At 73.7% G+C, this 18,991-nt stretch carries 13 protein-coding genes and 3 pseudogenes; 5 read left to right on the forward strand and 11 right to left on the reverse strand.

The window, feature by feature from the left end; genetic code table 11:
- Positions 1 to 270: 270 nt before the first annotated feature.
- The 4 genes from E0H26_RS04290 (at position 271) to E0H26_RS04305 (ending at position 5,206) form a co-directional block, all read left to right on the forward strand.
- On the forward strand, positions 271 to 3,735 hold the full coding sequence (locus tag E0H26_RS04290; RefSeq protein ID WP_131301017.1) for a sensor histidine kinase: 3,465 nt from the start codon (positions 271 to 273) through the stop codon (positions 3,733 to 3,735).
- A complete protein-coding gene (locus E0H26_RS04295) occupies positions 3,732 to 4,136 on the forward strand; it encodes a roadblock/LC7 domain-containing protein (protein WP_131301019.1) in 405 nt (134 codons plus the stop codon). Before E0H26_RS04290 ends, E0H26_RS04295 begins: the two co-directional genes overlap by 4 nt.
- A gap of 97 nt (positions 4,137 to 4,233) precedes the next feature.
- Complete coding sequence (locus tag E0H26_RS04300) at positions 4,234 to 4,614, forward strand: DUF742 domain-containing protein (protein WP_131301021.1); 381 nt, start codon at positions 4,234 to 4,236, stop codon at positions 4,612 to 4,614.
- A gap of 1 nt (position 4,615) precedes the next feature.
- Positions 4,616 to 5,206, forward strand: coding sequence for a GTP-binding protein (locus E0H26_RS04305; RefSeq protein WP_131301023.1), 591 nt, complete (start codon positions 4,616 to 4,618; stop codon positions 5,204 to 5,206).
- 224 nt (positions 5,207 to 5,430) lie between these two features.
- Here E0H26_RS04305 and E0H26_RS04310 read toward each other — a convergent pair whose 3' ends face one another.
- From E0H26_RS04310 to E0H26_RS04320, 4 genes and pseudogenes are all read right to left on the reverse strand, one after another.
- Positions 5,431 to 6,648, reverse strand: a complete 1,218-nt coding sequence (locus E0H26_RS04310) for an ABC transporter substrate-binding protein (protein WP_131301025.1) — start codon at positions 6,646 to 6,648, stop codon at positions 5,431 to 5,433.
- A 124-nt stretch (positions 6,649 to 6,772) separates the two neighbouring features.
- Positions 6,773 to 7,240: pseudogene (locus E0H26_RS30540) on the reverse strand (transposase); the annotation flags it as partial.
- Between the two features lie 68 nt (positions 7,241 to 7,308).
- Positions 7,309 to 9,124 (reverse strand): annotated as a pseudogene (locus tag E0H26_RS04315) (transposase); the annotation flags it as partial.
- Positions 9,125 to 9,162: 38 nt separating this feature from the next.
- Positions 9,163 to 10,128, reverse strand: coding sequence for a DNA primase (locus tag E0H26_RS04320; protein ID WP_131301029.1), 966 nt, complete (start codon positions 10,126 to 10,128; stop codon positions 9,163 to 9,165).
- A 115-nt stretch (positions 10,129 to 10,243) separates the two neighbouring features.
- Between E0H26_RS04320 and E0H26_RS04325 the strand changes: the two genes are divergently transcribed.
- Positions 10,244 to 10,585 carry a PadR family transcriptional regulator gene (locus tag E0H26_RS04325; protein ID WP_131301031.1) on the forward strand — a complete coding sequence of 114 codons (342 nt, stop codon included), beginning with the start codon at positions 10,244 to 10,246 and terminating at the stop codon, positions 10,583 to 10,585.
- Positions 10,586 to 10,664: 79 nt separating this feature from the next.
- Here E0H26_RS04325 and E0H26_RS04330 read toward each other — a convergent pair whose 3' ends face one another.
- The 7 genes and pseudogenes from E0H26_RS04330 to E0H26_RS04360 all read right to left on the reverse strand — a co-directional run bounded on the left by E0H26_RS04330 (position 10,665) and on the right by E0H26_RS04360 (position 18,832).
- Positions 10,665 to 11,351 (reverse strand): permease prefix domain 1-containing protein, encoded by a 687-nt coding sequence (locus E0H26_RS04330; protein ID WP_131301033.1) that lies wholly within the window; start codon positions 11,349 to 11,351, stop codon positions 10,665 to 10,667.
- A gap of 57 nt (positions 11,352 to 11,408) precedes the next feature.
- Positions 11,409 to 13,301, reverse strand: coding sequence for a thiol reductant ABC exporter subunit CydC (cydC, locus tag E0H26_RS04335; protein WP_131301035.1), 1,893 nt, complete (start codon positions 13,299 to 13,301; stop codon positions 11,409 to 11,411).
- Positions 13,298 to 14,968, reverse strand: coding sequence for a thiol reductant ABC exporter subunit CydD (cydD, locus tag E0H26_RS04340; RefSeq protein ID WP_131301037.1), 1,671 nt, complete (start codon positions 14,966 to 14,968; stop codon positions 13,298 to 13,300). Before cydD ends, cydC begins: the two co-directional genes overlap by 4 nt.
- Positions 14,965 to 15,972, reverse strand: a complete 1,008-nt coding sequence (locus E0H26_RS04345; RefSeq protein ID WP_131301039.1) for a cytochrome d ubiquinol oxidase subunit II — start codon at positions 15,970 to 15,972, stop codon at positions 14,965 to 14,967. The genes cydD and E0H26_RS04345 overlap by 4 nt, the downstream gene beginning before the upstream one ends.
- Before the next feature lie 12 nt (positions 15,973 to 15,984).
- Complete coding sequence (locus E0H26_RS04350) at positions 15,985 to 17,238, reverse strand: cytochrome ubiquinol oxidase subunit I (RefSeq protein WP_131301041.1); 1,254 nt, start codon at positions 17,236 to 17,238, stop codon at positions 15,985 to 15,987.
- Positions 17,239 to 17,376: 138 nt separating this feature from the next.
- Positions 17,377 to 18,282 carry a M56 family metallopeptidase gene (locus E0H26_RS04355; protein ID WP_131301043.1) on the reverse strand — a complete coding sequence of 302 codons (906 nt, stop codon included), beginning with the start codon at positions 18,280 to 18,282 and terminating at the stop codon, positions 17,377 to 17,379.
- A gap of 10 nt (positions 18,283 to 18,292) precedes the next feature.
- Positions 18,293 to 18,832: pseudogene (locus tag E0H26_RS04360) on the reverse strand (BlaI/MecI/CopY family transcriptional regulator).
- Between the last annotated feature and the right edge of the window lie 159 nt (positions 18,833 to 18,991).

The following is an 18,991-nucleotide window of genomic DNA, read 5'->3' on the forward strand; positions in this document are numbered from 1 at the left end:
CCGGTTCGTTGGGCTATGTACGACTTTCCGGAGCCGGAAGGGCCGGCAAGTAGGACGACTCGGCGCGGGGATACCATTACTTTTAGTGACTCCGGACAGACGGACCGCGATCAAATTGCATCAACATCTCATCACACCGCCAGCTAGGGCCAACCTGGGCTTTCTCTTTGCCGGGCGGCGTGATGGAATCTCGGATGGTCCGACCCGCCGGGTCGGCCGCTGGGCGTTGCCCGGGGGCAACGCGGACGCTGCAATCACGAGGGCGGTGACGTGAGCAAACGGCCGAAGACGGCAGGCTCCTTCCTGTCGCGTCTGCGCCGGCCGGCTGGTCGGCTCCGCGACATGCCGATCTGGTCAAAGCTCGGTCTCATCATGATCGTGCCGACCATCGCCACGGTCGTCGTGGGCACCAGCGGCCTGGTCGACCACCTGGAATCGCTGAGCGACGCGAACCGGGCCGGTGACCTTGCCGAGCTCATCGGCTATTCCGGCGAACTGGTGGACGGCCTGCAGGACGAGCGGACCGCGGCGGTGCTGCTGCTGGGTGTGCCGCCGCAGCAGGCGGGGCAGCCCGAGTCGGAGGCGAAGAAGAAGTACTCCGCCCTCTACAACCAGGTTTCCGCGCGGGTCGACGAGGTCAAGGACCCCTACTCGCAGCAGCGGGCCGAACTCACCGATCTGCCCTCCAGCCTCGGTGGTCTGCTCAACCAGATCGACGGGCGGCTGACCGACCTGCCGGGCACGCGTAGTCAGGTGTTCAACGGCAAGTTCAAGATCACCGATGCGCTCCAGTCCTACGACGAGCTGATCAACCAGCTGCTCACCGTTCGGGACTCGGCCAGCCAGCTCGCCGGTGACAACGAGCTGAGCGACCGGATGCGCGCCTCCGCCGCCGTGGCCCGGGAGAAGGAGTGGCTCTCCGTGCGCCGGGTGGTGGTGCACCGGGCGCTCCAGCGGGGCATGAGTTCCGCCCTGCGGACCGACTACATCTCCAGCGAGACCGGTCAGCAGCAGGCGCAGCAGAGCTTCAACTCGGTCGCCACCGACGAAGAGGCGGAGTTCCACGCCCAGACCATCGGCGGCGGTGACCGCCGGCAGGCGACCATCTACATCAGCCAGGTCAACGCCGACACCTCCCCGGACCTCTCCGGCATCTCCTTCACCGCCGACCAGTGGGACGCGGCGCTGGTCGCCAACGGGAAGCTGATCCGTGCGGTCGAGTCGAAGTTCGACACCGACGTGCAGACGCAGGCTGCCGAACTCCGCTCCGACGTGCAGCGCCAGGTGTTCCTGGAGACCGGCCTGCTGCTGACCATGCTGCTGCTCGCCGTCATCCTGGCGTACCTGGTGGCCCGCTCGATGGCCCGCTCCCTGCGGGAACTGCGCCAGGGTGCGCTCTCCATCGCCCAGTACGGGCTGCCCCAGGCGGTGGCCCGGCTGCGTGACCCGCAGGTCACCGGGCAGCTCTCCCCGGTGCAACTGGCCAACCAGATCGCCGAGCCGCTGCCGGTGCGCAGCCGCGACGAGTTCGGTCAGGTGACCGAGGCCTTCAACGCGGTCCACCTGGAGGCGGTCCGCACCGCCGCCGAGCAGGCCGCACTGCGGGCGTCCGTCGCCACCATGTTCGTCAACCTGGCCCGCCGGTCCCAGATCCTGGTCGACCGGCTGATCGGGCACCTCGACCGGCTGGAACGCGGCGAGGAGGACCCGGACCGGCTGGCCGAGCTGTTCCAGCTCGACCACCTCGCCACCCGGATGCGCCGCAACGACGAGAACCTGCTGGTCCTCGCCGGTGCCGACTCGACCCGCGTGCAGCGGGAGCCGGCCGCGCTGATCGACGTGCTGCGCGCCGCGCAGTCCGAGGTCGAGCACTACACGCGCATCGAGTTCGGGGTGATCGACCGCGACATCGAGGTCGCCGCGCACGCGGTGAACGACCTCGTCCACCTCGTCGCGGAGCTGTTCGACAACGCCACCGCGTTCTCGCCGCCGGATTCGCAGGTGCTGGTCGAGGCCCGTCGGGTCGGCGACCGCGCCTCGCTGTACGTGGAGGACCGGGGCATCGGGATCAGCCCCGAGCAACTGGCCGACCTGAACGAGCGGCTTGCCACGCCGCCGCAGGTGGACGTGGCCGTATCCCGGATGATGGGTCTGGTCGTGGTCGCCCGGCTGGCGTCCCGGCACGTGGTCAAGGTCGAGTTGCGTCCCGGCAACGACCGGGGCACGGTCGCCGACGTCACGCTGCCCCCCACCGTGCTGGTGCCCCGGGCACTGTCCGGTCGGGGAATGCAGCCCGCCGCGTTGCCCGCCCCGGCCGCTGCGCCGCCCGGCCCGAACCTGGCCTTCGGGGCGCTGCCCGCGCTCGGCAACGGTCCGGCCGCACCTGCGGCGCCCACGCAGCGCCCCGGCGGCTCCGGCAACCAGGTGACCCTGGGCGGGCGGCCCTTCGACCCGGCCAGCCGCAACGGGGCGGGAACCCCGGCCACCGCGGCGGGTGCGGCCAACCTGCCCGCCTGGTCGGACCTGACCGGCGCCAGCGGCGTCACCGGTGGCGGCGGTGGCGCCGGCGCGAGCAACTTCGCCCCCCGCTCCTCCAACGGCCAGCCGATCGATCCGCTGCCGCAGCGTCGGGCCGCCGACGAGCACCCCGGCGCCGGTTCGCAGCCGAACATTCCGCGCCAGCTGCCGAGCAGCCCGGAGGCCATGCCGTACGCGCCGCCCGCGGTGTCGGCCCCGCCGATCCCGCCGATCTCGTCGCCCCCGATCTCGGGTACGCCGTACTCCGCCCCGCCGGTCTCGGCCGCTCCGGCGTCCGGACAGCCGTACTCCGCCGCCCCGATCTCGACGCCGCCGGGCAGCCAACTGCCGCAGCGTCCGGTGTCGGCGGGACCGACCAGTCCGGCACCCTCGGCGCCGCCCGCCTGGCCCCCGGTCGCCGGGGAACCGGCGGCCCCGGCCGTGCCGGAGCGACTGGCCGCGGCGCTGGACATGACCACCGAGCTGCCTCGGGTGCCACGTCCGGCGGCGCAGTCCGCCCGGCCGACCACTCCGACGCCGCAGGCGCAGAACCGGCAGCGGTACGCGGATGAGACGATGGAGCTGCCCATCTTCCGGGAGCTGGAGTCGGCGTGGTTCCGCACCCGCCGTCCGGGCCCGGAGGAGTCGGCAGGTGCCCGCCAGCCGGCGGCGAACGGTGCACCGACCCAACAGTTCTCCGCGGTCGACACCGCTGGTCGGTCCGCTCCGCAGACCGCACCCGGGACGACAGGTAACGCACCGATGGCAGAGACTCCGACGGCCGGCGGCGGGCTGGGCGGGAACGGCGCCGGGACGAACGGCGGGCCCCGTCCGGGTGCCGCCGAGAGCCGGCCCGCATACCGTCCTGCGCCGCAGGAGAGTGTGTGGCAGACTGCGGCCGACGACGGCTGGCGGGCCGCCTCCGCCGCCAGTCAGGTGTCGACCGGCGGCACCACCCAGACCGGGCTGCCGAAGCGCACGCCGATGGCGCAGCTCGTACCGGGAGCGGTGGAGAAGCCGAGCACCTCGGTGCAGCGACGCAACCCCGAGTCGGTGCGCGGACTGCTCTCCGCTTACCACCGTGGTGTCCAGCGGGGGCGTAACCACCCGTCGGACAGCAACCCGACCGGCCCGGAGGGAACTTCGGGCGGGCAGCAATCCTCGCAGTCTGGCTCAGGCCCGGTGGCCGGGAGCGGGCAGAAGGAGCAAGAAGGATGACTAGTACGCAGGATCTCGGCTGGCTGCTGGCCAACTTCGCCGATCGGGTACCGGGTGTCGCGCACGCGGTCGCCGTCTCCGCGGACGGCCTGCTCCTGGCGTCGTCACGAGACCTCCCGCGGGACCGGGCGGATCAGCTGGCGGCGATCGCCTCCGGCCTGGTCAGCCTGACCCAGGGGGCGGCCCGCTGCTTCGAGGGAGGCGCCGTGCTGCAGACCGTGGTCGAGATGGACAATGGCTTCCTGTTCCTGATGTCGATCTCCGACGGCTCGTCGTTCGCGGTGCTCGCCGCGCGCAGCTCCGACGTGGGGCAGGTCGGTTACGAAATGGCCCTGCTCGTCGACCGGGTGGGCGACGCCCTGACCCCGGCGCCGCGTACGGCTGTCGGGATGATGGGCTGATCGTCGCGCCGGCCGGGTGGCGGGCGAGGCGAGACACTACATACGACGGGTAGCACCGGGTCATCCGGTGCCGGGTACGAAGGAGGTGAGCGGCGACATGACTGATCGTGACGAGCCGACCGGCGCATTGGTCCGTCCATACGCCGTAACCCGTGGTCGTACCCGTCCCCGCCTCGACATCGCCCTGGAGGCGCTGGTCGAGACGACGGTGCGCGGTCGGGCCGCTGCCACCGGCAACAACGGTGGGCAAGGCCGTGAACACCAGTACATCGCCGCGCTGTGCGACGGACGCGTGCAGTCACTCGCCGAGATCGCGGCGCGAATGCAGCTTCCGCTCGGCGTGGCCCGGGTGCTCATCGCCGACATGGCGACGGACGGCCTGGTCGCGGTCCACGAGCCGACCATCCTGGACGACTCGGACGACGCGGTGGGCACTGAATTGCTGGAGAGGGTGCTGAGTGGACTTCGCAGGCTCTGACATGTCGCACCGCCCGCCGACCCCGAGCGGGCGCGTGACCTCGGCGAAGATCGTTATCGCCGGTGGATTCGGCGTCGGCAAGACGACGCTGGTCGGCTCGGTCTCGGAGATCACGCCGCTGACGACCGAGGCGATCATGACCTCCGCCGGGGTTGGCGTCGACGACACCCGGCAGGTGCCGGGTAAGACGACCACGGTGGCCATGGACTTCGGCCGTATCTCGATCGATCGCGACCTGATCCTGTACCTGTTCGGTACGCCGGGTCAGACCCGCTTCTGGTTCATGTGGGACGAACTGGTGCGCGGCGCGATCGGCGCGGTCGTGTTGGTGGACACCCGCCGGCTGGCCGACTGCTTCGCGGCGATCGACTTCTTCGAGCACCGGCGGCTGCCGTACCTGGTGGCCATCAACTGCTTCGACGGCATGCAGTACCACGACCCGCAGGACGTCCGGGAGGCGCTCGCCATCTCCTCCCACGTCCCGGTGGTGGCCTGCGACGCCCGGAACCGGGAGTCGACGAAGCACGTGCTGATCTCGCTGGTCGAGTACGTGCTCACCATGCGTCGCTCGCGGGCCGTCGCCCCGGCCTGAGTATCACGTCGCAGCGCCCGGTGTCGGCTCCGCCGTCACCGGGCGCTGGTTGCTGTGCGGATAACGGCGCCGCCACCTCGGTCGCGGTGGATCCGGAGTTGGCGCCGTCGATCCGGTGGCCCGCGCTGCTGCCCGTACGCCGGTACCGCGCCGAGACGCGGCTGCCCAGGGCTGGGCCCCGAGCGGGCGCCAGGGGCCGATCAGCCGCAGGCGCCCGGGGCCGATCAGCTGTGCCGGTTCCAGGCGCCGCCGTCCACCCGGTACACCCCGAGGGAGTGCCGCTCCATCCCGCTGTGCCGGATGGGCGTGAACGAGTACAGCCCCGACATCCCGTCGGTGACCTGGTTCTGTAGGTAGGCCCGCAGCCGGCCACGGTCCACACTGTCGGCCAGCCGGGCCGCCGTGGTGATGAGCAGCAGGGCGTCCGAGGCGTACGGGGCGAAGCCGTTGTAGGCGCCGTGCCGGTGGATGTACTGCGAGACGAGATCCCGGTACGCGCGACCGGCGGCGCTGCCGTTGGCCATGGTGGAGCCGCCCAACGAGGTCGGGTGCACGGCGTACGCGCCTTCCACGGCGAGCGCGTTGCGGCCCTCCAGGGTCTCCTCGGCGACCGCCCCGGCGTCGAACAACAGCGTGCCGTCGAATCCGGCCTCGCGGAGCGCCCGTGCGGCGGCACCGGAGGTCGGGGCGGTACCCCAGACGACCACGCCGTCGGTTCGGGCCGCTACGGCCTGCTCAGCGGCGCGGGTGACGCCATCGGCGGCCCGGGGGAGCCGTACCGTGCGGACGATCTCCGCGTCGGCGGCGCGTACGGCGTTGCTCATCGCCCGTACGCCGGAGTCGCCGTGCAGCCCACCCTCGGCCAGCAGCACGATCCGGCGTACCCGCTGGCTGTCGAGCAGTTGGGTCAGCCGCCGGGCGACGTCCCCGGCGTCCGGGGTGACCTTGTAGATGAACGCCCGCTGGGCCAGCGGGACGGTGATCGCGTCACCGAACGCCAGCGACACGAACGGCAGCCGGAGCTGCTGCGCCGCCCCGATGATCGACATCGAGGTCTCCGCCAGGGCGCCCCCGATCAGGGCGTGCACGTCGTCGCGCTCGCCCAGCTCGGTGGCCTGCTGGGCGGCGAGCCGGGGGTCGCTGCGGTTGTCCAGTACCTCCAGCCGGACGGTCCGGCGCAGGTTGCCGACGGCCACACCCTTGACGTTGGCGGCCTCCGCGCTGATCGCCAGGGCCCGCTCCTGGGCCACGCCCAGGGCCGCGCCCGGCCCGCTCAGCTCCAGCGTCACGCCGATGACCAGTTCGTGTCCGGGGGTGGGCCGGACGACAGCCTGCTCGCGGTCACCTTCGCGCCCGCAGGCGCTGAGCAGCAGGGTGCCCGCCGCCGCAGCCAGGACGCCCCGTCGGGTGAGCACGCAGGGGCCGGTTGCCGGTGTTGCCATGTGTCGCCTTCCCGCCCGGCGACCTGCCGCCGGCTGTTCCGCGGGTATGCTTCCGGCCCCGCCGACCCGGCGTCAAATTATCCGGGTGTGGGCAGAAACACGCAGGTGAGCGGGGGTGCCGGCGTCAGGAGCGGTAGCCGGCGGAGCGGTACTCGTACTCCCGATCGTCGTCGCGGTCGCCGGTGTCCCGGGTGAAGTCCCAGCCGCCGGCCGACTCCCGACCCGGGCGGCCACCGACCGCGAACCCGCCGATCTCCTGTCCCCGGCGCCAGCCGCGGAAGTAGCCGGTGGTGTTCTCGGCCAGGCTCGCCGCGTCCCGCACGATCCGCAGTGGACGCTCCTCGCGCAGCGGTGAGCCGGGCACCAGGTTGGCCTGCGGTACGCGCTTGGGCAGCCCGGCGTTCGTCTCGGCACCGACTGCCGGACGGGCGGCCTGCTCGGCGGCCTGCCATCCGCTGTCGGCCAGACTCGACCAGTCCAGGTCGGCATCCTCGCCGTGCCCGACGAACCAGGCCGACTTGGCCTGGGCGAAGATCAGCAGATCGCCGTCACCCTCGTCGGAGATCGGCGACGGCCGGTGTTCGACCGGCGGGACCGGGCGGCGCGGCGGCGTGAGATCCAGCTGCTCCGCCGGGCGCCCACCGTGCTCCTCGGCCCGAGCCCGGTCCACCAGACGCAGCGGCGGGTTCTCCAGATGCGACTCCGCCCCGCCCCGCAGAGCCCGGTCGGCCAGCGGGGGCGGCTCGACGAGCCGCAGCACCGGAGGCTCCGGCGGCAGGTCGTCGGCGAGCCACGGCGGGGTCACCCGACGCTCGGTGTTCAGGTCGGCGGGCACCTCGGCCTGGGTGTCGGCGGCGGCCCCCCGGTGCCGGTCGTCGTACGAGCCGACGGCGGGGTTGCGGGCCGAGCTGTCGACGGGGTTCTCGGGGTTGTTGACCAGCGGCCAGTTGGCGCGCGAGCCGGGCGCGGCCGGCTCCTGCCCGGGGCGGGGCGTCGGCACCGGCACGCTGAGGTCGGTGGCGCTGAAACCGCCCGTCGGTGCCGGCGGCTCACCGTTGGTCTTGGGCCGGGGCGGGATGATGGTGCGCTGGCGCTCGGCGCGGGCACTGTTGATCGCCGCCGTGGTCAGCGTCGGGCGGAACGGCTCGCCGGCCTCGGCGGGTGGGATCGAGCCGCGTGGTGCCGGCGCGATCGGGGTGATCCCGGGCGGTGGCGGTGGCGTGGAGATCGGCCGGTTCGTCGGCCCGTCGATCCGCGACCCGGTGGACTCGGGCCGCGACGGCGGCGCCGAGACGGGCGGGCCGGCGACGGCGGCCGGCGCGACCGGGGCCGGTGCGACCGGCGGCGGGGTGACCGGGGCTGGCGCCATCGGCGGCGGACCCATCGGCCGGGGCGTCGCCGGTGCGGCGTTGCCCGGTACGGGCTCGGGGCGGGCCCGGCGCCCGCCGGCCGGCTCGGGACCGGTGGGACGTACCGCGCGCAGGGCGGCTGCGCTGTTGGCGACCGGCAGCTCGCCGACCGGCTCGCCGCGCCGGGCGGCGGCCCGGCGGCCGGTTGCCTGGGCCGGGCCGGCGGTCCGGGCGTGCAGCGCGCCGACCAGTGCCTCGCAGCCGGCGTCGCAGGCCCGCACGGAGGCGACCGCCTGCCGGATGGTCTCGGCGGCGGCTGCGGTGAGCGCCCGGTTGACGGTGGACCGACGCGGCGTCTCGGAGATGGCCACCCGCAGCGCGGTGACCGCCTCGTCGATCGCGTCGGGGTCGCCCATGCCATCGGTCGCGAGTTGCGCGGCGACGGCGTCGGCGGTGACTGCGGCGTCCCGGCCCCGGCCGGCGTCGGTGAGCATGCTCGGCTCGGGCAGTGCCTCCAGCACCGCCAGCGGGATCGACTCCGCGGGGTCGGGGAAGGCCCGCAGGGCGGCCGGGTACAGCTCGCGCAGCACCTCGCGGAGTGCGACCGCGGCGGAGTGCCGGCCGCTGGTCAGTGCCGCGTGCGCGGCGAGCACCTGCTTGTAACCGGCCAGCTCCCGGGGAGCCGGCAGGGTCACGGCCGACAGGGCGCCGGCCTGTAGGGCGCGGGCCAGGCCGACGGCCCGCCGCACCGCCGGAGGGGACTGCATCTCCTCGATCGAATCGTCGTCGGCGAACCGCTCGGCGAAGTCGTCGACCGAGTCGTCATCGGCGAGCGCCAATGGGCGACCGGCGGCGCTGAGCAGTGAGGTGACGGTGTGGTCGTCGCTGTCGGCGGCGATCGCCGCGCCACTCGGCCCGCCTGAGCGGTCCACGAGGAGCGTGACCAGCCGGGCGTAGCCCGCCGGGTCGTCGCCGACCTCGGAGACATGCAGCAGACGGCCTGCGTCGTCGACCACAGCGGACGTCAGCGTCGATCCGGCCGAGGCCGGTCGGTCGGCCGGATCCGCCGAGGCCAGACCGCAGTACACGCGCACGAGCGCCACGGCGTCGTCCTCCTCCCGGGACACAGGTTTCTCTGCCAGAGACTGATGCTCCCTGGTGCGGGTCAGTCGCGCCAGTCCACGACCGCAGAGATCTTTCCGACAATCGTCCGCCAACCGAGACTTGCGGTTTGTGCCCCGATTTTCTTCAGCCGGCGACGACCCAGAAAACCGCCGATGCCGCCGTTGGCCGAGGCCCGCAGCGCCTCGTCCAGGTCGTCGAGACTGGAGCCGGCGGAGAGCATGTCGAGTACGGCGGGCAGGCGCAGCGCGTACGCCACGTCCCGGGCGACCTCGCCGGCCTCGATGAGCAGCGTCGGGTCCCAGGTGTCGTGCCCGCCGCGCAGGTTCTCCACCACGAGGTCGAGTTCGTAGATGTCCTCGTCGAGTGGCGCGATGTCGGCCGGCTCCACCCGTTCGGACAATTCATTCCAACTGTCCAGCTGAGACAGATCGTTCGGTGCGCCGGACCGGACGAAGCTCACCAGCGACTCGGGGGTCTTGAACAGCAGCAGCCGTCCCCGGTGGCTCAGGAAGACCGGCACCTCCTCGTCGCCGGCCTCGTCGGCCGCCTTCGCGTCGGTGTCCTCCTTGGCGTCGGTGTCCGCGGCGCCGTCCTTGGCCCGCTTCTCCTCGTCGTCGCTCTCGGCGAACTCCCGGGCGACCTCCTCGTCGAGGATGACGACCTCGTCGCTCTCGTCGTCCTCGGCCTCGACGACCTGACGGCGGGCCAGGAACGGATCGTCGGCGTCGCGCTCGGCCACGTCGGTCGGGGTCAGCTCGCTGGCCGGCCGGTACGCCCGCAGCGTGTATCCGGTGCCGGCCGGCAGGGCGATCTCCACCGGGTCGATCCGCAGCTCGTCCCAGAGCGCGCGGGCGGCGCCGGTGTCCGCCTCGGTGGCGGCCTCCGGTTCGGCGGTGGCGTCCGGCTCGGCGGCGCCGGTCGTGTCATCGAGCTCGGGCTCGTCGGCGTCCGGCCGTTGAGGCGACTGGCGGGCCACGGTGACCTCCGGGTGCGTCGGGCTGCCCACTCGCCGGCGCGGATGCCGGCAAGTGACTCTGGGCACATACCCTAGTTGGCTGCGCTGGGTGACCGGTGCCCGCCCCGGTGGCGGTGTCGTGGTCCGACAAGTAGCGTTCCTACCTATGAACGCCCAGGCGCTGCACGGCCACCTCGACGCCCTCCTGCTCGCCGTGCTGGAGCGGGGTGCCCTGCACGGCTACGCCATCATCGAGGCGCTGCGGGCCCGCAGCGACGGCCTGCTCGACCTGCCCACCGGCACCGTCTACCCGGCGCTGCGACGGCTGGAGCGGGCCGGGCACGTGGTCAGCGCATGGAGCACGGTCAACGGGCGGGAGCGGCGGACGTACGAGCTGACCGACGCCGGCCGACGCGCCCTGGCCGACCAGCGGACGGGGTGGCGCGAGTTCAGTGCGACGGTCGGCCGTTTCCTCGACAGCGGCCACCCCTCGACGGCATCGAGCTGATCACGGCGCCTAGCCGCCGATCTTGGTACGAGACGGCCTCCATGAGGGCTGTCTCGTACCAAGATCCGTGAGACAGAACCTAGCCGGCGGCGAGCCGGCGGGTGGCGAGCAGCCAGGTGCGTGCGATCCGGCCCAGCCAGAGGTATGCCGCACCCACGACGAGCATGCCGACGATCATCGGCGGCCAACTGAGGGCCGCGTCCCACAGCACGATCGACCAGCCGAACAGCGCCGCCCCGGCCAGCGCGCCCAGCACGACGGTGGCGGTCAGCAGGATGCCCATCGCGTGGGCTGCGGTGGCGAGCCTGGGCCCGGACGACCGCGCGGTCGCCACCGCCAGCACCAGCCCCGCCGCACCGACCAGGAACGCCACCGCCCAGAACACGTCCACCGACCGGGACAACAGCAGGTAGCCGGCGGGCGGAGGTGGTCCCGCGCTCCAGCTCGACCCGCGCCAGGTCAGGTCCCCGGCGAGCGCGGCGACCCCGGCGAAGGCCACGATCCACAGCGCCAGCCGGCGCAGCGCGGCCATCGCCAGCTCGGCCTGGTACGCCGGGGCGAGCTGCTCCGGCGTACCGAAGTCGGCCACCGCCCGCCGGGACGCCTCGCCGGCCGGTAGACCGCTGTCCCGGTACGCCTCGACGGCGTCCAGCAGCCCGTGCCGCGCCTCGGTCAACAGGTCGGCGCGCAGCCGGCGTGGCCCGTGCAGTCGGCCGGCCAGCTGCCGCAGGTGCTCCTCGACCATGACGTCATCACCCACCGGCATGGCCCTCATGCTGCCATCCGAGCGGCCCTCCCGCCGTCGGGGACATCCCTGAGGGGGTCAGCCGGACAGCGCCAGATAACCGTGCTCGGCGGCCTGTTGCAGGGTCCACTGCTCCCGGTACCAGCCGGGGGCCTCGACCAGCTCCGCGTGCCGGCCACGCTGGACGATCCGCCCCGCGTCGAGCACCACGATCTCGTCCAGCCCGGCCAGACCGCTGAGCCGGTGGGAGATCAGCAGTACCGAGCGCCCGGCGGGGACGCTGGCGAGGGTGGCGGCGAGTACCTGGTCGGCGGCGACCGGGTCGAGCCCTTCGGTCGGCTCGTCGAGCACCAGCACGGCGGGCGCGGCGAGCAGCGCCCGGGCCAGCGCGAGACGCTGCCGCTGACCGCCGGAGAGCTGCCCGCCCTCCTCACCGACGACGGTGTCCCAACCGTCCGGCTGCGCCCGTACCCAGCCCGCCAACCCGGCCGCCTCGGTCGCGGCGGTCAGCGCCTGCTCGTCGGCGGCGGGACGGCCGAGCAGCAGGTTCTCCCGAACCGTGGCGTGGAAGACGTACGCCTCGGCGAGCAGTCCGCCGACCACCGCCGGCAACTCCTCGGGCGGGTAATCGGCCAGCTCGCGCCCGGCCAGGGTGACCCGACCGGAATCCGGGCGTACCGCACCGGTCAGCACCGCCGCGAGGGTGCTCTTGCCGGCGCCGCTCGGGCCGACCACCGCCACCCGGCGACCCGCCGGCAGGTCGAGGTCGAACCCGTTCAGCGCCGCCGGGGCGCCGCTGCGGTACCGCACCGTCACCCCGTCGAACCGCACCTCAGGAGCCCTGCCCCGGCCGTCAGCGCCGACCCCGCGCGCCACCGGGCCGGCTTCGGTGGCGGTGTCGTCGGCGACGGTCGGGCCGACTGCCGTCGGGGTGTTCGAGCCCGGCGAGACGGTGGGCGGCGGCTGGCCGGTGGCGGCGGACGGTTCGATGGCCGGGGTCTCGGCCACGAGTCGGGCGACCCGGGTCAGGCCGGCGCGGAGCGCGGTCCACTGCCGGGCGGCGCCGACCAGCGCCAGGGCGATCTCCACCGCGGCCAGCGTGCCGACCGCCAGGACACCGACGAGCACCCCGCCCACTCCGGCGCGGAGCGCCACCAGCACCACGGCGGCGGCGGTCAGCCCGGCCACCAGTACCCCGGCGGCGTCGACGGCGAAGCCGCGTAGGGCGAGCCGGCGTTCCAGCCGGGCCAGCCGCCGGGCGCGGCGTCGGGCCGCGTCGAGGGCGTCCCCGGTCGCGCCGAAGGCGGCCAGGTCGGCCGCACCGTGGGTCAGGTCGACCGCGTCGGCGGCGAGCGCACCGCGCAGCGGCGCCACCTCGTCGGCGGCCCGTCGGGTCAGCGCGGTGGCCAGTGCCGGCAGGGCCACCCCGGCCACCAGCAGACCGACGGCGAGCACGAGCGCGGCCGGCGGCGAGACGAGCGCGGTCAGCCCGACCGCCAGGACGCTCACCAAGCCGGCCGCCGCGCCGGGCACCACGACCCGCAACAGCAGGTCCTGGACCGCCTCCACGTCGGAGACCAGCCGGCTCAGCGCGTCGCCGGTGCGTGGCGGGGCGCCGCGCCGGGCGGCCAGGGTGGCGAAGACCCGGGTCCGGACGTCGGTGACGAGGCGGAGCACCGCGTCGTGGCCGGCGAGCCGTTCGGTGTAGCGCAACACGCCCCGGCTGACGGCGAGTGCCCGCACCGCGACGATCGCCACGGTGAGCCGGTCCAGCGGAGGTTGACCGGCAGCCGCCATCAGCAGCCAGGTCGCCGTGGCCATCAGGGCCAGCCCGGCGAACTCGGTCGCCGCAGCGAGCAGCCCGGCACCGATCAGCCGCTTCAGATAGGGCCGGGCCAGACGCAGCACGGTCCGTTCCGGCGCCTCGTCGGGCGGCCGGGAGCCGGTCAGCTCGGGCCGCTCGTCGCTCATCGGCCCTCCCCGGTTGGTTGTGGTGTCAGCTCGGTCACCCGGCCGTCGTCCACCCGCAGGATGCGGTCGGCGTCGGCGAGCAGCGCCGGCCGGTGCGCGACCAGCAGCGCGGTGCGACCGGCCACCAGGCGGTGGGTGGCCGACAGCACCACCGCCTCGGCGGCGGTGTCGAGGCGGGCGGTGGGCTCGTCGAGCAGGACCACGGGGGCGTCCCGCAGGAACGCCCGGGCCAGCGCGACCCGCTGCCGTTGCCCGCTGGACAGGCCATGGCCGCGCTCACCGAGCAGGGTGTCCAGGCCGTCGGGGAGGGCGGCGATCACGTCGTCCAGGGCGGCGTCCCGTACCGCTGTGGCGACCGCGGTCGAGGACGCCTCGGGGGTGCCGAGCCGGATGTTGTCGGCCAGTGAGGCGGCGAACAGGTGGGCGCGCTGTGGCACCCAGGCCAGCTGCCGGCGCCAGCCGTCGAGGTCGGCCCCGGCGAGGTCGACCCCAGCCACGGTGACCCGGCCGGCGGTCGGGGTGACGAAGCCGAGCAGCAGGCCGAGCAGGGTGCTCTTGCCGGCGCCGCTGGGGCCGATGATCGCGATCCGTTCACCGGGCCGGATGGTCAGCGAGACGTCCCGCAGCGCGACGGTGCGGTCGTAGGCGACGGTGACCGCCTCGAACCGGATCTCGCCGCGCCCGTCCGGTAGCGCCCCGGTACGGGCTGTCGGGGCCGGCGCGGAGCCGGTGAGCGTGAACGCCTCGTCCAGCGCGGTGAGCCCCTCCATGCTGGCGTGGAACCTGCTGCCGGCCGCCCGCAACGGCAGGTACGCCTCCGGGGTGAGCAGCAGCACCAGCAGCGCGATCTGGAGCGTCAGCCCGCCGCCGAGCAGCCGGATGCCCACCGGCACCGCGACCAGCGCCACCGACAGGGTGGCGACGAGTTCCAGCACCAGGGCGGAGAGGAAGGCGATCCGCAGCGTCTTCATGGTGGCCACCCGGTGGCCGTCGGCCATCCGGCGTACCGCCTCGGTCTGCGCGCGGGCCCGGCCGAACGCGCGCAGCGTCGGCAGCCCGGCCACCATGTCCAGGAAGTGCCCGCCGAGCCGGGACAGCCGGCGCCACTGGCGTTCGGTGGCGGCCTGGGCCTGCCAGCCGAGCAGCGCCCCGAAGATCGGGATGAGCGGCAGGGTCAACGCGATGATCAACGCCGAACTCCAGTCGGCGAAGAGGATCCGGCCGAGCACCGCGACCGGCACGGTGACGCTGAGTATCAACTGCGGCAGGTAGCCGGTGAAGTAGGCGTCCAGGGCGTCCAGCCCGCGACCAGCGAGGGTGGCCAACTGCCCGGCCCGCTGCCCGGCGACCCAGCCGGGCCCGTGCCGGCCGACCGCGCCGAGCAGGTCGGCCCGCAGCTCCGCCTTGACCGTGGCGGCCAGCCGCGCCGACACCGTGCCCTGCGCCCAGACCAGCACCGAGCGGGCCGCGACGGCGGCGACGAAGCCGGCCAGAGCGGCCCGGTCCAGTCGCCCGCCGAACGCCGTGGCCAGCAGGGTGGCCAGGGCCGTGGCCTGCGCCACGATCAACCCGGCGGCGAGCACACCGAGCAGCGCGAGCAGGGCGAGGTCACCCCGCGCCGCGGGAACCCGGCGCAGTAGGCGCGGGTCGAAGGGGCGGCGATTCACCAGTACACCAGCGCCCTGCCGTCAGTCCGTCCCCGGAAAATCCACCAGCACATCGCCTGGAAGCCTAGTAGGGCCGGCAGCAGCGGCACCGCCAGCCAGCCCAGCAGGCGCAGCGTCGGGGCGCTGGCCGCCGCGTCGGTCACGGTCAGTGACGCGGCGGGGTCGACCGTCGAGACCAACACGTACGGCCAGAGGGTCGCCCCGACCAGCACGACCGGCAGGGCGAGCGCGGTGGCGGTGGCGACGAAGGCCATGCCGGCCCGCCGTCGGTGCAGCGCCGCCCATGCCACCAGCAGCGCCGCGACCAGCACCACGGCCAGCAGTACGCCGACCGCCGGTCGCTGCGCGGCGGCGCGTACCCGGTCGGAGAGCAGGCCCACGACGGCGGCGGTGCCGACCGCACCGACTGCGGCGAGGAGCAGTCGGCGGGCCAGCGGCCGGAGTTGGTCGGCTTCGGCGTCCGGCAGCCGCAGCGTGAGGAAGGTCGCGCCGTGCGCCGCGACCAGCGCGACCAGTGCCAGCGCCGTGGCGGCGGCGAACGGGCTGAACAGGTGCGTCACCCCGACGACGTGGCCGTCCGGGTGCAGCGGTACGCCCTGCAACAGCCCGGCCAGCACGACACCCCAGCCGAGCGCGGCGAGCAGGCTGCCGACCACGATCACCCGGTCCCAGCCGGCCCGCGCCCATCCGCTGGCCGGCCGGCTGCGCAACTGCACCCCGGCAGTGACCAGGATCACTCCGGCCAGTGCGCCGAGTACCGCCGGATAGCTGCCGGCGAGCAGTTCCCCCTCCAGGACGGGAAAGGCGCCGAACAGGATGCCGACGGCGGCCACCAGCCACACCTCGTTGCCGAGGAAGAACGGGCCGACGGCGTTCAGGGCCGCCCGTCGCCGGGCCGGGTCGGCGCCCCGGGCGAGCAGCAGCCCGACACCGTAGTCGTAGCCACCGAGCACCAGGTAGCCGGCGAAGAAGAGGCCGAGCAGGGCGTACCAGGCGAGTTCCATGAGGGTCTCCCTCTACACGAAGGCGGGCTCGGAGCGGCTGTCGTCGGCCGGTGGCTGGGTCGGCGGGCGACCGAGAGCGGGATCGGCCGCGCCTCGGGCGGCGTGCCGGGCCAGCAGCACCCAGTTGCTGACGGCGAGGGCGCCGAGCAGCAGGGTGAAGCCGGTCAGCGAGATGGCCATCAGCCACGGGCTGATCGGGGAGACCGCCTGCTCCACCGGCAGCAGGCCGTACGCCACCCAGGGTTGGCGGCCCACCTCGCGGGCGATCCAGCCGAGGATCAGGGCCACGAACGGCAGCGGCAGGGCGAGCATGAGCAGCCAGAGCGGGAACCGGAGCCGGATGATCCAGTCCCGCCAGAGCAGCGGGAGCAGGAGCCAGAGCAGTCCGAGGCCGAAACCAATGAGGATCATGAAGCCGAGCCCGACGTTGGCCAGTGTGGGCGGTAGGTAGTCACCCGGGCCGAACTGCTCGGTCCAGCCGGCGATCATCGCGTCGGCCTCCGGACCGCTGCCGAACTTGGTCGGCTGGATCGCACCCACCGACCCGAACTGGGCGAAGCCGAAGCCCTGGACGAAGGTGATCGCCAGGGCGGCGGTGACCACGCCGATCCGCAGCGAGGTGCGGAACAGGGCGAAGTCGGGGGTGCGCCGGCTCAGGTGCCAGGCGCTGACGGCGGCCATCAACAGCCCACCGGTGAGCAGCGCCGCCGACACCACGTGCCCGAGCGCCATCCACAGCGCCGGGTTGGTCAGCAGCGCGGAGAAGTCGGTCAGGTGGGCGATGCCGTCGCGTACCTCGTAGCCGACCGGGTTCTGCAACCAGGAGTTCGCCACCATGATCCAGAACGCCGAGGCGTACGCGGTGAGTGCGACCCCGTACAGCAGCGCGAGGTGTACGCCCCGCCGCAGCCGGTGCCAGCCGAAGATCCACATGCCGAGGAAGGTCGATTCCAGGAAGAAGGCGACCAGCGTCTCGATGGCCAGCGGGGCGCCGAAGACGTTGCCGACGTAGCGCGACAGCCCGCTCCAGTTCAGCCCGAACTGGAACTCCATCACGATGCCGGTGGCGATGCCGAGCACGTAGTTGATCACGTAGAGCTGGCCCCAGAACCGGGTGAGCCGCTCGAAGCGTGGGTTGCCGGTGAGCACCCAGGCGGTCTGCAACCCGACCAGCAGGGTGACCAGGCCGAGCGTGACCGCCACGAAGAGGAAGTGGACCGAGGCGGTCGCGGCGAACTGCAACCGGGCGAGGAGCAGGGTGTCCATGAGGCGGCTCCTGGGACGGGATCAATGCCTCAGGGAGCCTACAGGTAGCGAACCTACATATCAGGCCGTGCGGGGACGCAGCGGCCAGGATCAGGGTTAGATCAGGGTGCTCAGGTCGTCGGCTCGGTGGCCGGGTGGCTAGCTCAGGAACAGCGAGATGGGCAGGGCGGCGGCGGTGGTGGTCACCGCCAGTGCGACCGCGCCGAGCAGTCGCGGCGGGCGCTCGGCGACCAGCAGCCGCTGCACCCGTACGTCCAGATCCCGGTCTCCGAGGCCGAGCGTGCCGGCCGGGGTGATCCGGTGACCGGCGGCGGCGAACCGGCGCAGCGCACCGGCCAGCGGCACCTCCGCGTGCAGTTCCCGGGCCTTGTCGTCGGCGCGCATCTCGACCAGCAGGCCGACCCGTTCGTGCGCCTCCCGCACCCAGCGCAGCCAGGGCAACGCCCGGCACAACGCGGTGAACGGCAGCAGCACCAGGTCGTGCCGCTCCTGTGCGTGTGCCCGCTCGTGGGCGAGCACCGCCTCCAGTTCGGCCCGGTCGAGCAGGTCGAGCGTGCCGGCGCTGACCACCACCCGGGGCTTGACCCCGGGCAGGCAGTACGCCGCCGCACTCGGATGATCGAGCACCAGCGCGCCGGGCACCGCCGGATCGCGCCGGGCCACCAGGGTCAGCAGCTCCCGGTGCCGGCGCTGGGCGCGTACCGTCCCGTGGATGCTGCGTACCGTCGTGGTGAGCAGCACCGCGCCGATGCCGAAACCGACGCCGACCAGCCCCAGGTGCACCGCGCCCAGACCGGCCGGCAGGGTGCCGTGCCACAGGTCGTTCGTCAGCGCCAGCAGGGCGCTGCCGGTGCCGAGTCGGTACGGCGCCAGTCCGAGCGCGATCGGCAGGCCCATCGCGGACAGGCCGACCCCCAGGCCGATCGCCTGCCAACAGAGGATCGCCACCCGAGGGCTGCGCCATGTCCAGGTGGAGCCGGCCAGGATCTGCGCGATCAGCCAACAGGCCAGCATCGCGCCGGCGAAGTGCAGGGTGTGGGCCACGGCGTCGCCCCTACCGCTCCGCCGCCTCGCCAGCCCGGTCCGGGCGGGACGCCCGGTCGGCCGGCGGCGCAACCCGGTCGGTGAGTGCACCAGACCCGGCCGGATCGGACCGGCGATGATCACCATGCTGGCGGTGGCGCTGCTCGCCGTCGTCCCCGACACCGGGGCCGTCCGCACCCGGCGTCATCGCGGCCTCCGCCGCCAGCGCGGCGCGCAGCACGTCCGCCTCGGTGCCGGTGACCGACCGGGCGAACCGGACCAGCGCCGCGTCCCGGCTGCCGCCGAGGTCGAGCGCGTCGAGCATCAGCTGGGCGATGTGCGCCTCCCGGCTGGCCGCCGCCCGGTAGCGCCAGGCCCGGCCCGCCCGCTCGCGCTGCACCATGCCCTTGCCGGCGAGCCGGTCGAGCACCGTCATCACGGTCGTGTACGCCAGCTCGCGCCCGGCCAGGGCGTCGGCCACCTCGCGCACCGTGACACCGTCCGACGTGGCGGGCACCGTGTCCCACAACACGTCCATCACCGCACGCTCAAGATCCCCCAGCCGAGTCACCCCTGAATCCTACCCCCCGTAGTAGACCCACCCCACCCCCACCGCACCCACCAACCCACCCTCCGCCAGCCCCACACCCACCCCCTCACCAACGCCCGCCCCCGCCAGCCACCCAACACCTTCACGGATGTCCCGGCGTCACGCCCGCCCCACCCAGCA

Source organism: Micromonospora zingiberis, assembly GCF_004331455.1.
Lineage (GTDB): Bacteria > Actinomycetota > Actinomycetes > Mycobacteriales > Micromonosporaceae > Micromonospora > Micromonospora zingiberis.

Excerpts from the sequence above, each read along its gene's own strand:
- E0H26_RS04295 (WP_131301019.1), top strand. The coding sequence starts at position 3,732 with ATGACTAGTACGCAGGATCTCGGCTGGCTGCTGGCCAACTTCGCCGAT.
- E0H26_RS04300 (WP_131301021.1), top strand. The coding sequence starts at position 4,234 with ATGACTGATCGTGACGAGCCGACCGGCGCATTGGTCCGTCCATACGCC.
- E0H26_RS04305 (WP_131301023.1), top strand. The coding sequence starts at position 4,616 with ATGTCGCACCGCCCGCCGACCCCGAGCGGGCGCGTGACCTCGGCGAAG.
- E0H26_RS04310 (WP_131301025.1), bottom strand. The coding sequence starts at position 6,648 with ATGGCAACACCGGCAACCGGCCCCTGCGTGCTCACCCGACGGGGCGTC.
- E0H26_RS04325 (WP_131301031.1), top strand. The coding sequence starts at position 10,244 with ATGAACGCCCAGGCGCTGCACGGCCACCTCGACGCCCTCCTGCTCGCC.
- E0H26_RS04330 (WP_131301033.1), bottom strand. The coding sequence starts at position 11,351 with ATGCCGGTGGGTGATGACGTCATGGTCGAGGAGCACCTGCGGCAGCTG.
- cydC (WP_131301035.1), bottom strand. The coding sequence starts at position 13,301 with ATGAGCGACGAGCGGCCCGAGCTGACCGGCTCCCGGCCGCCCGACGAG.
- E0H26_RS04345 (WP_131301039.1), bottom strand. The coding sequence starts at position 15,972 with ATGGAACTCGCCTGGTACGCCCTGCTCGGCCTCTTCTTCGCCGGCTAC.
- E0H26_RS04350 (WP_131301041.1), bottom strand. The coding sequence starts at position 17,238 with ATGGACACCCTGCTCCTCGCCCGGTTGCAGTTCGCCGCGACCGCCTCG.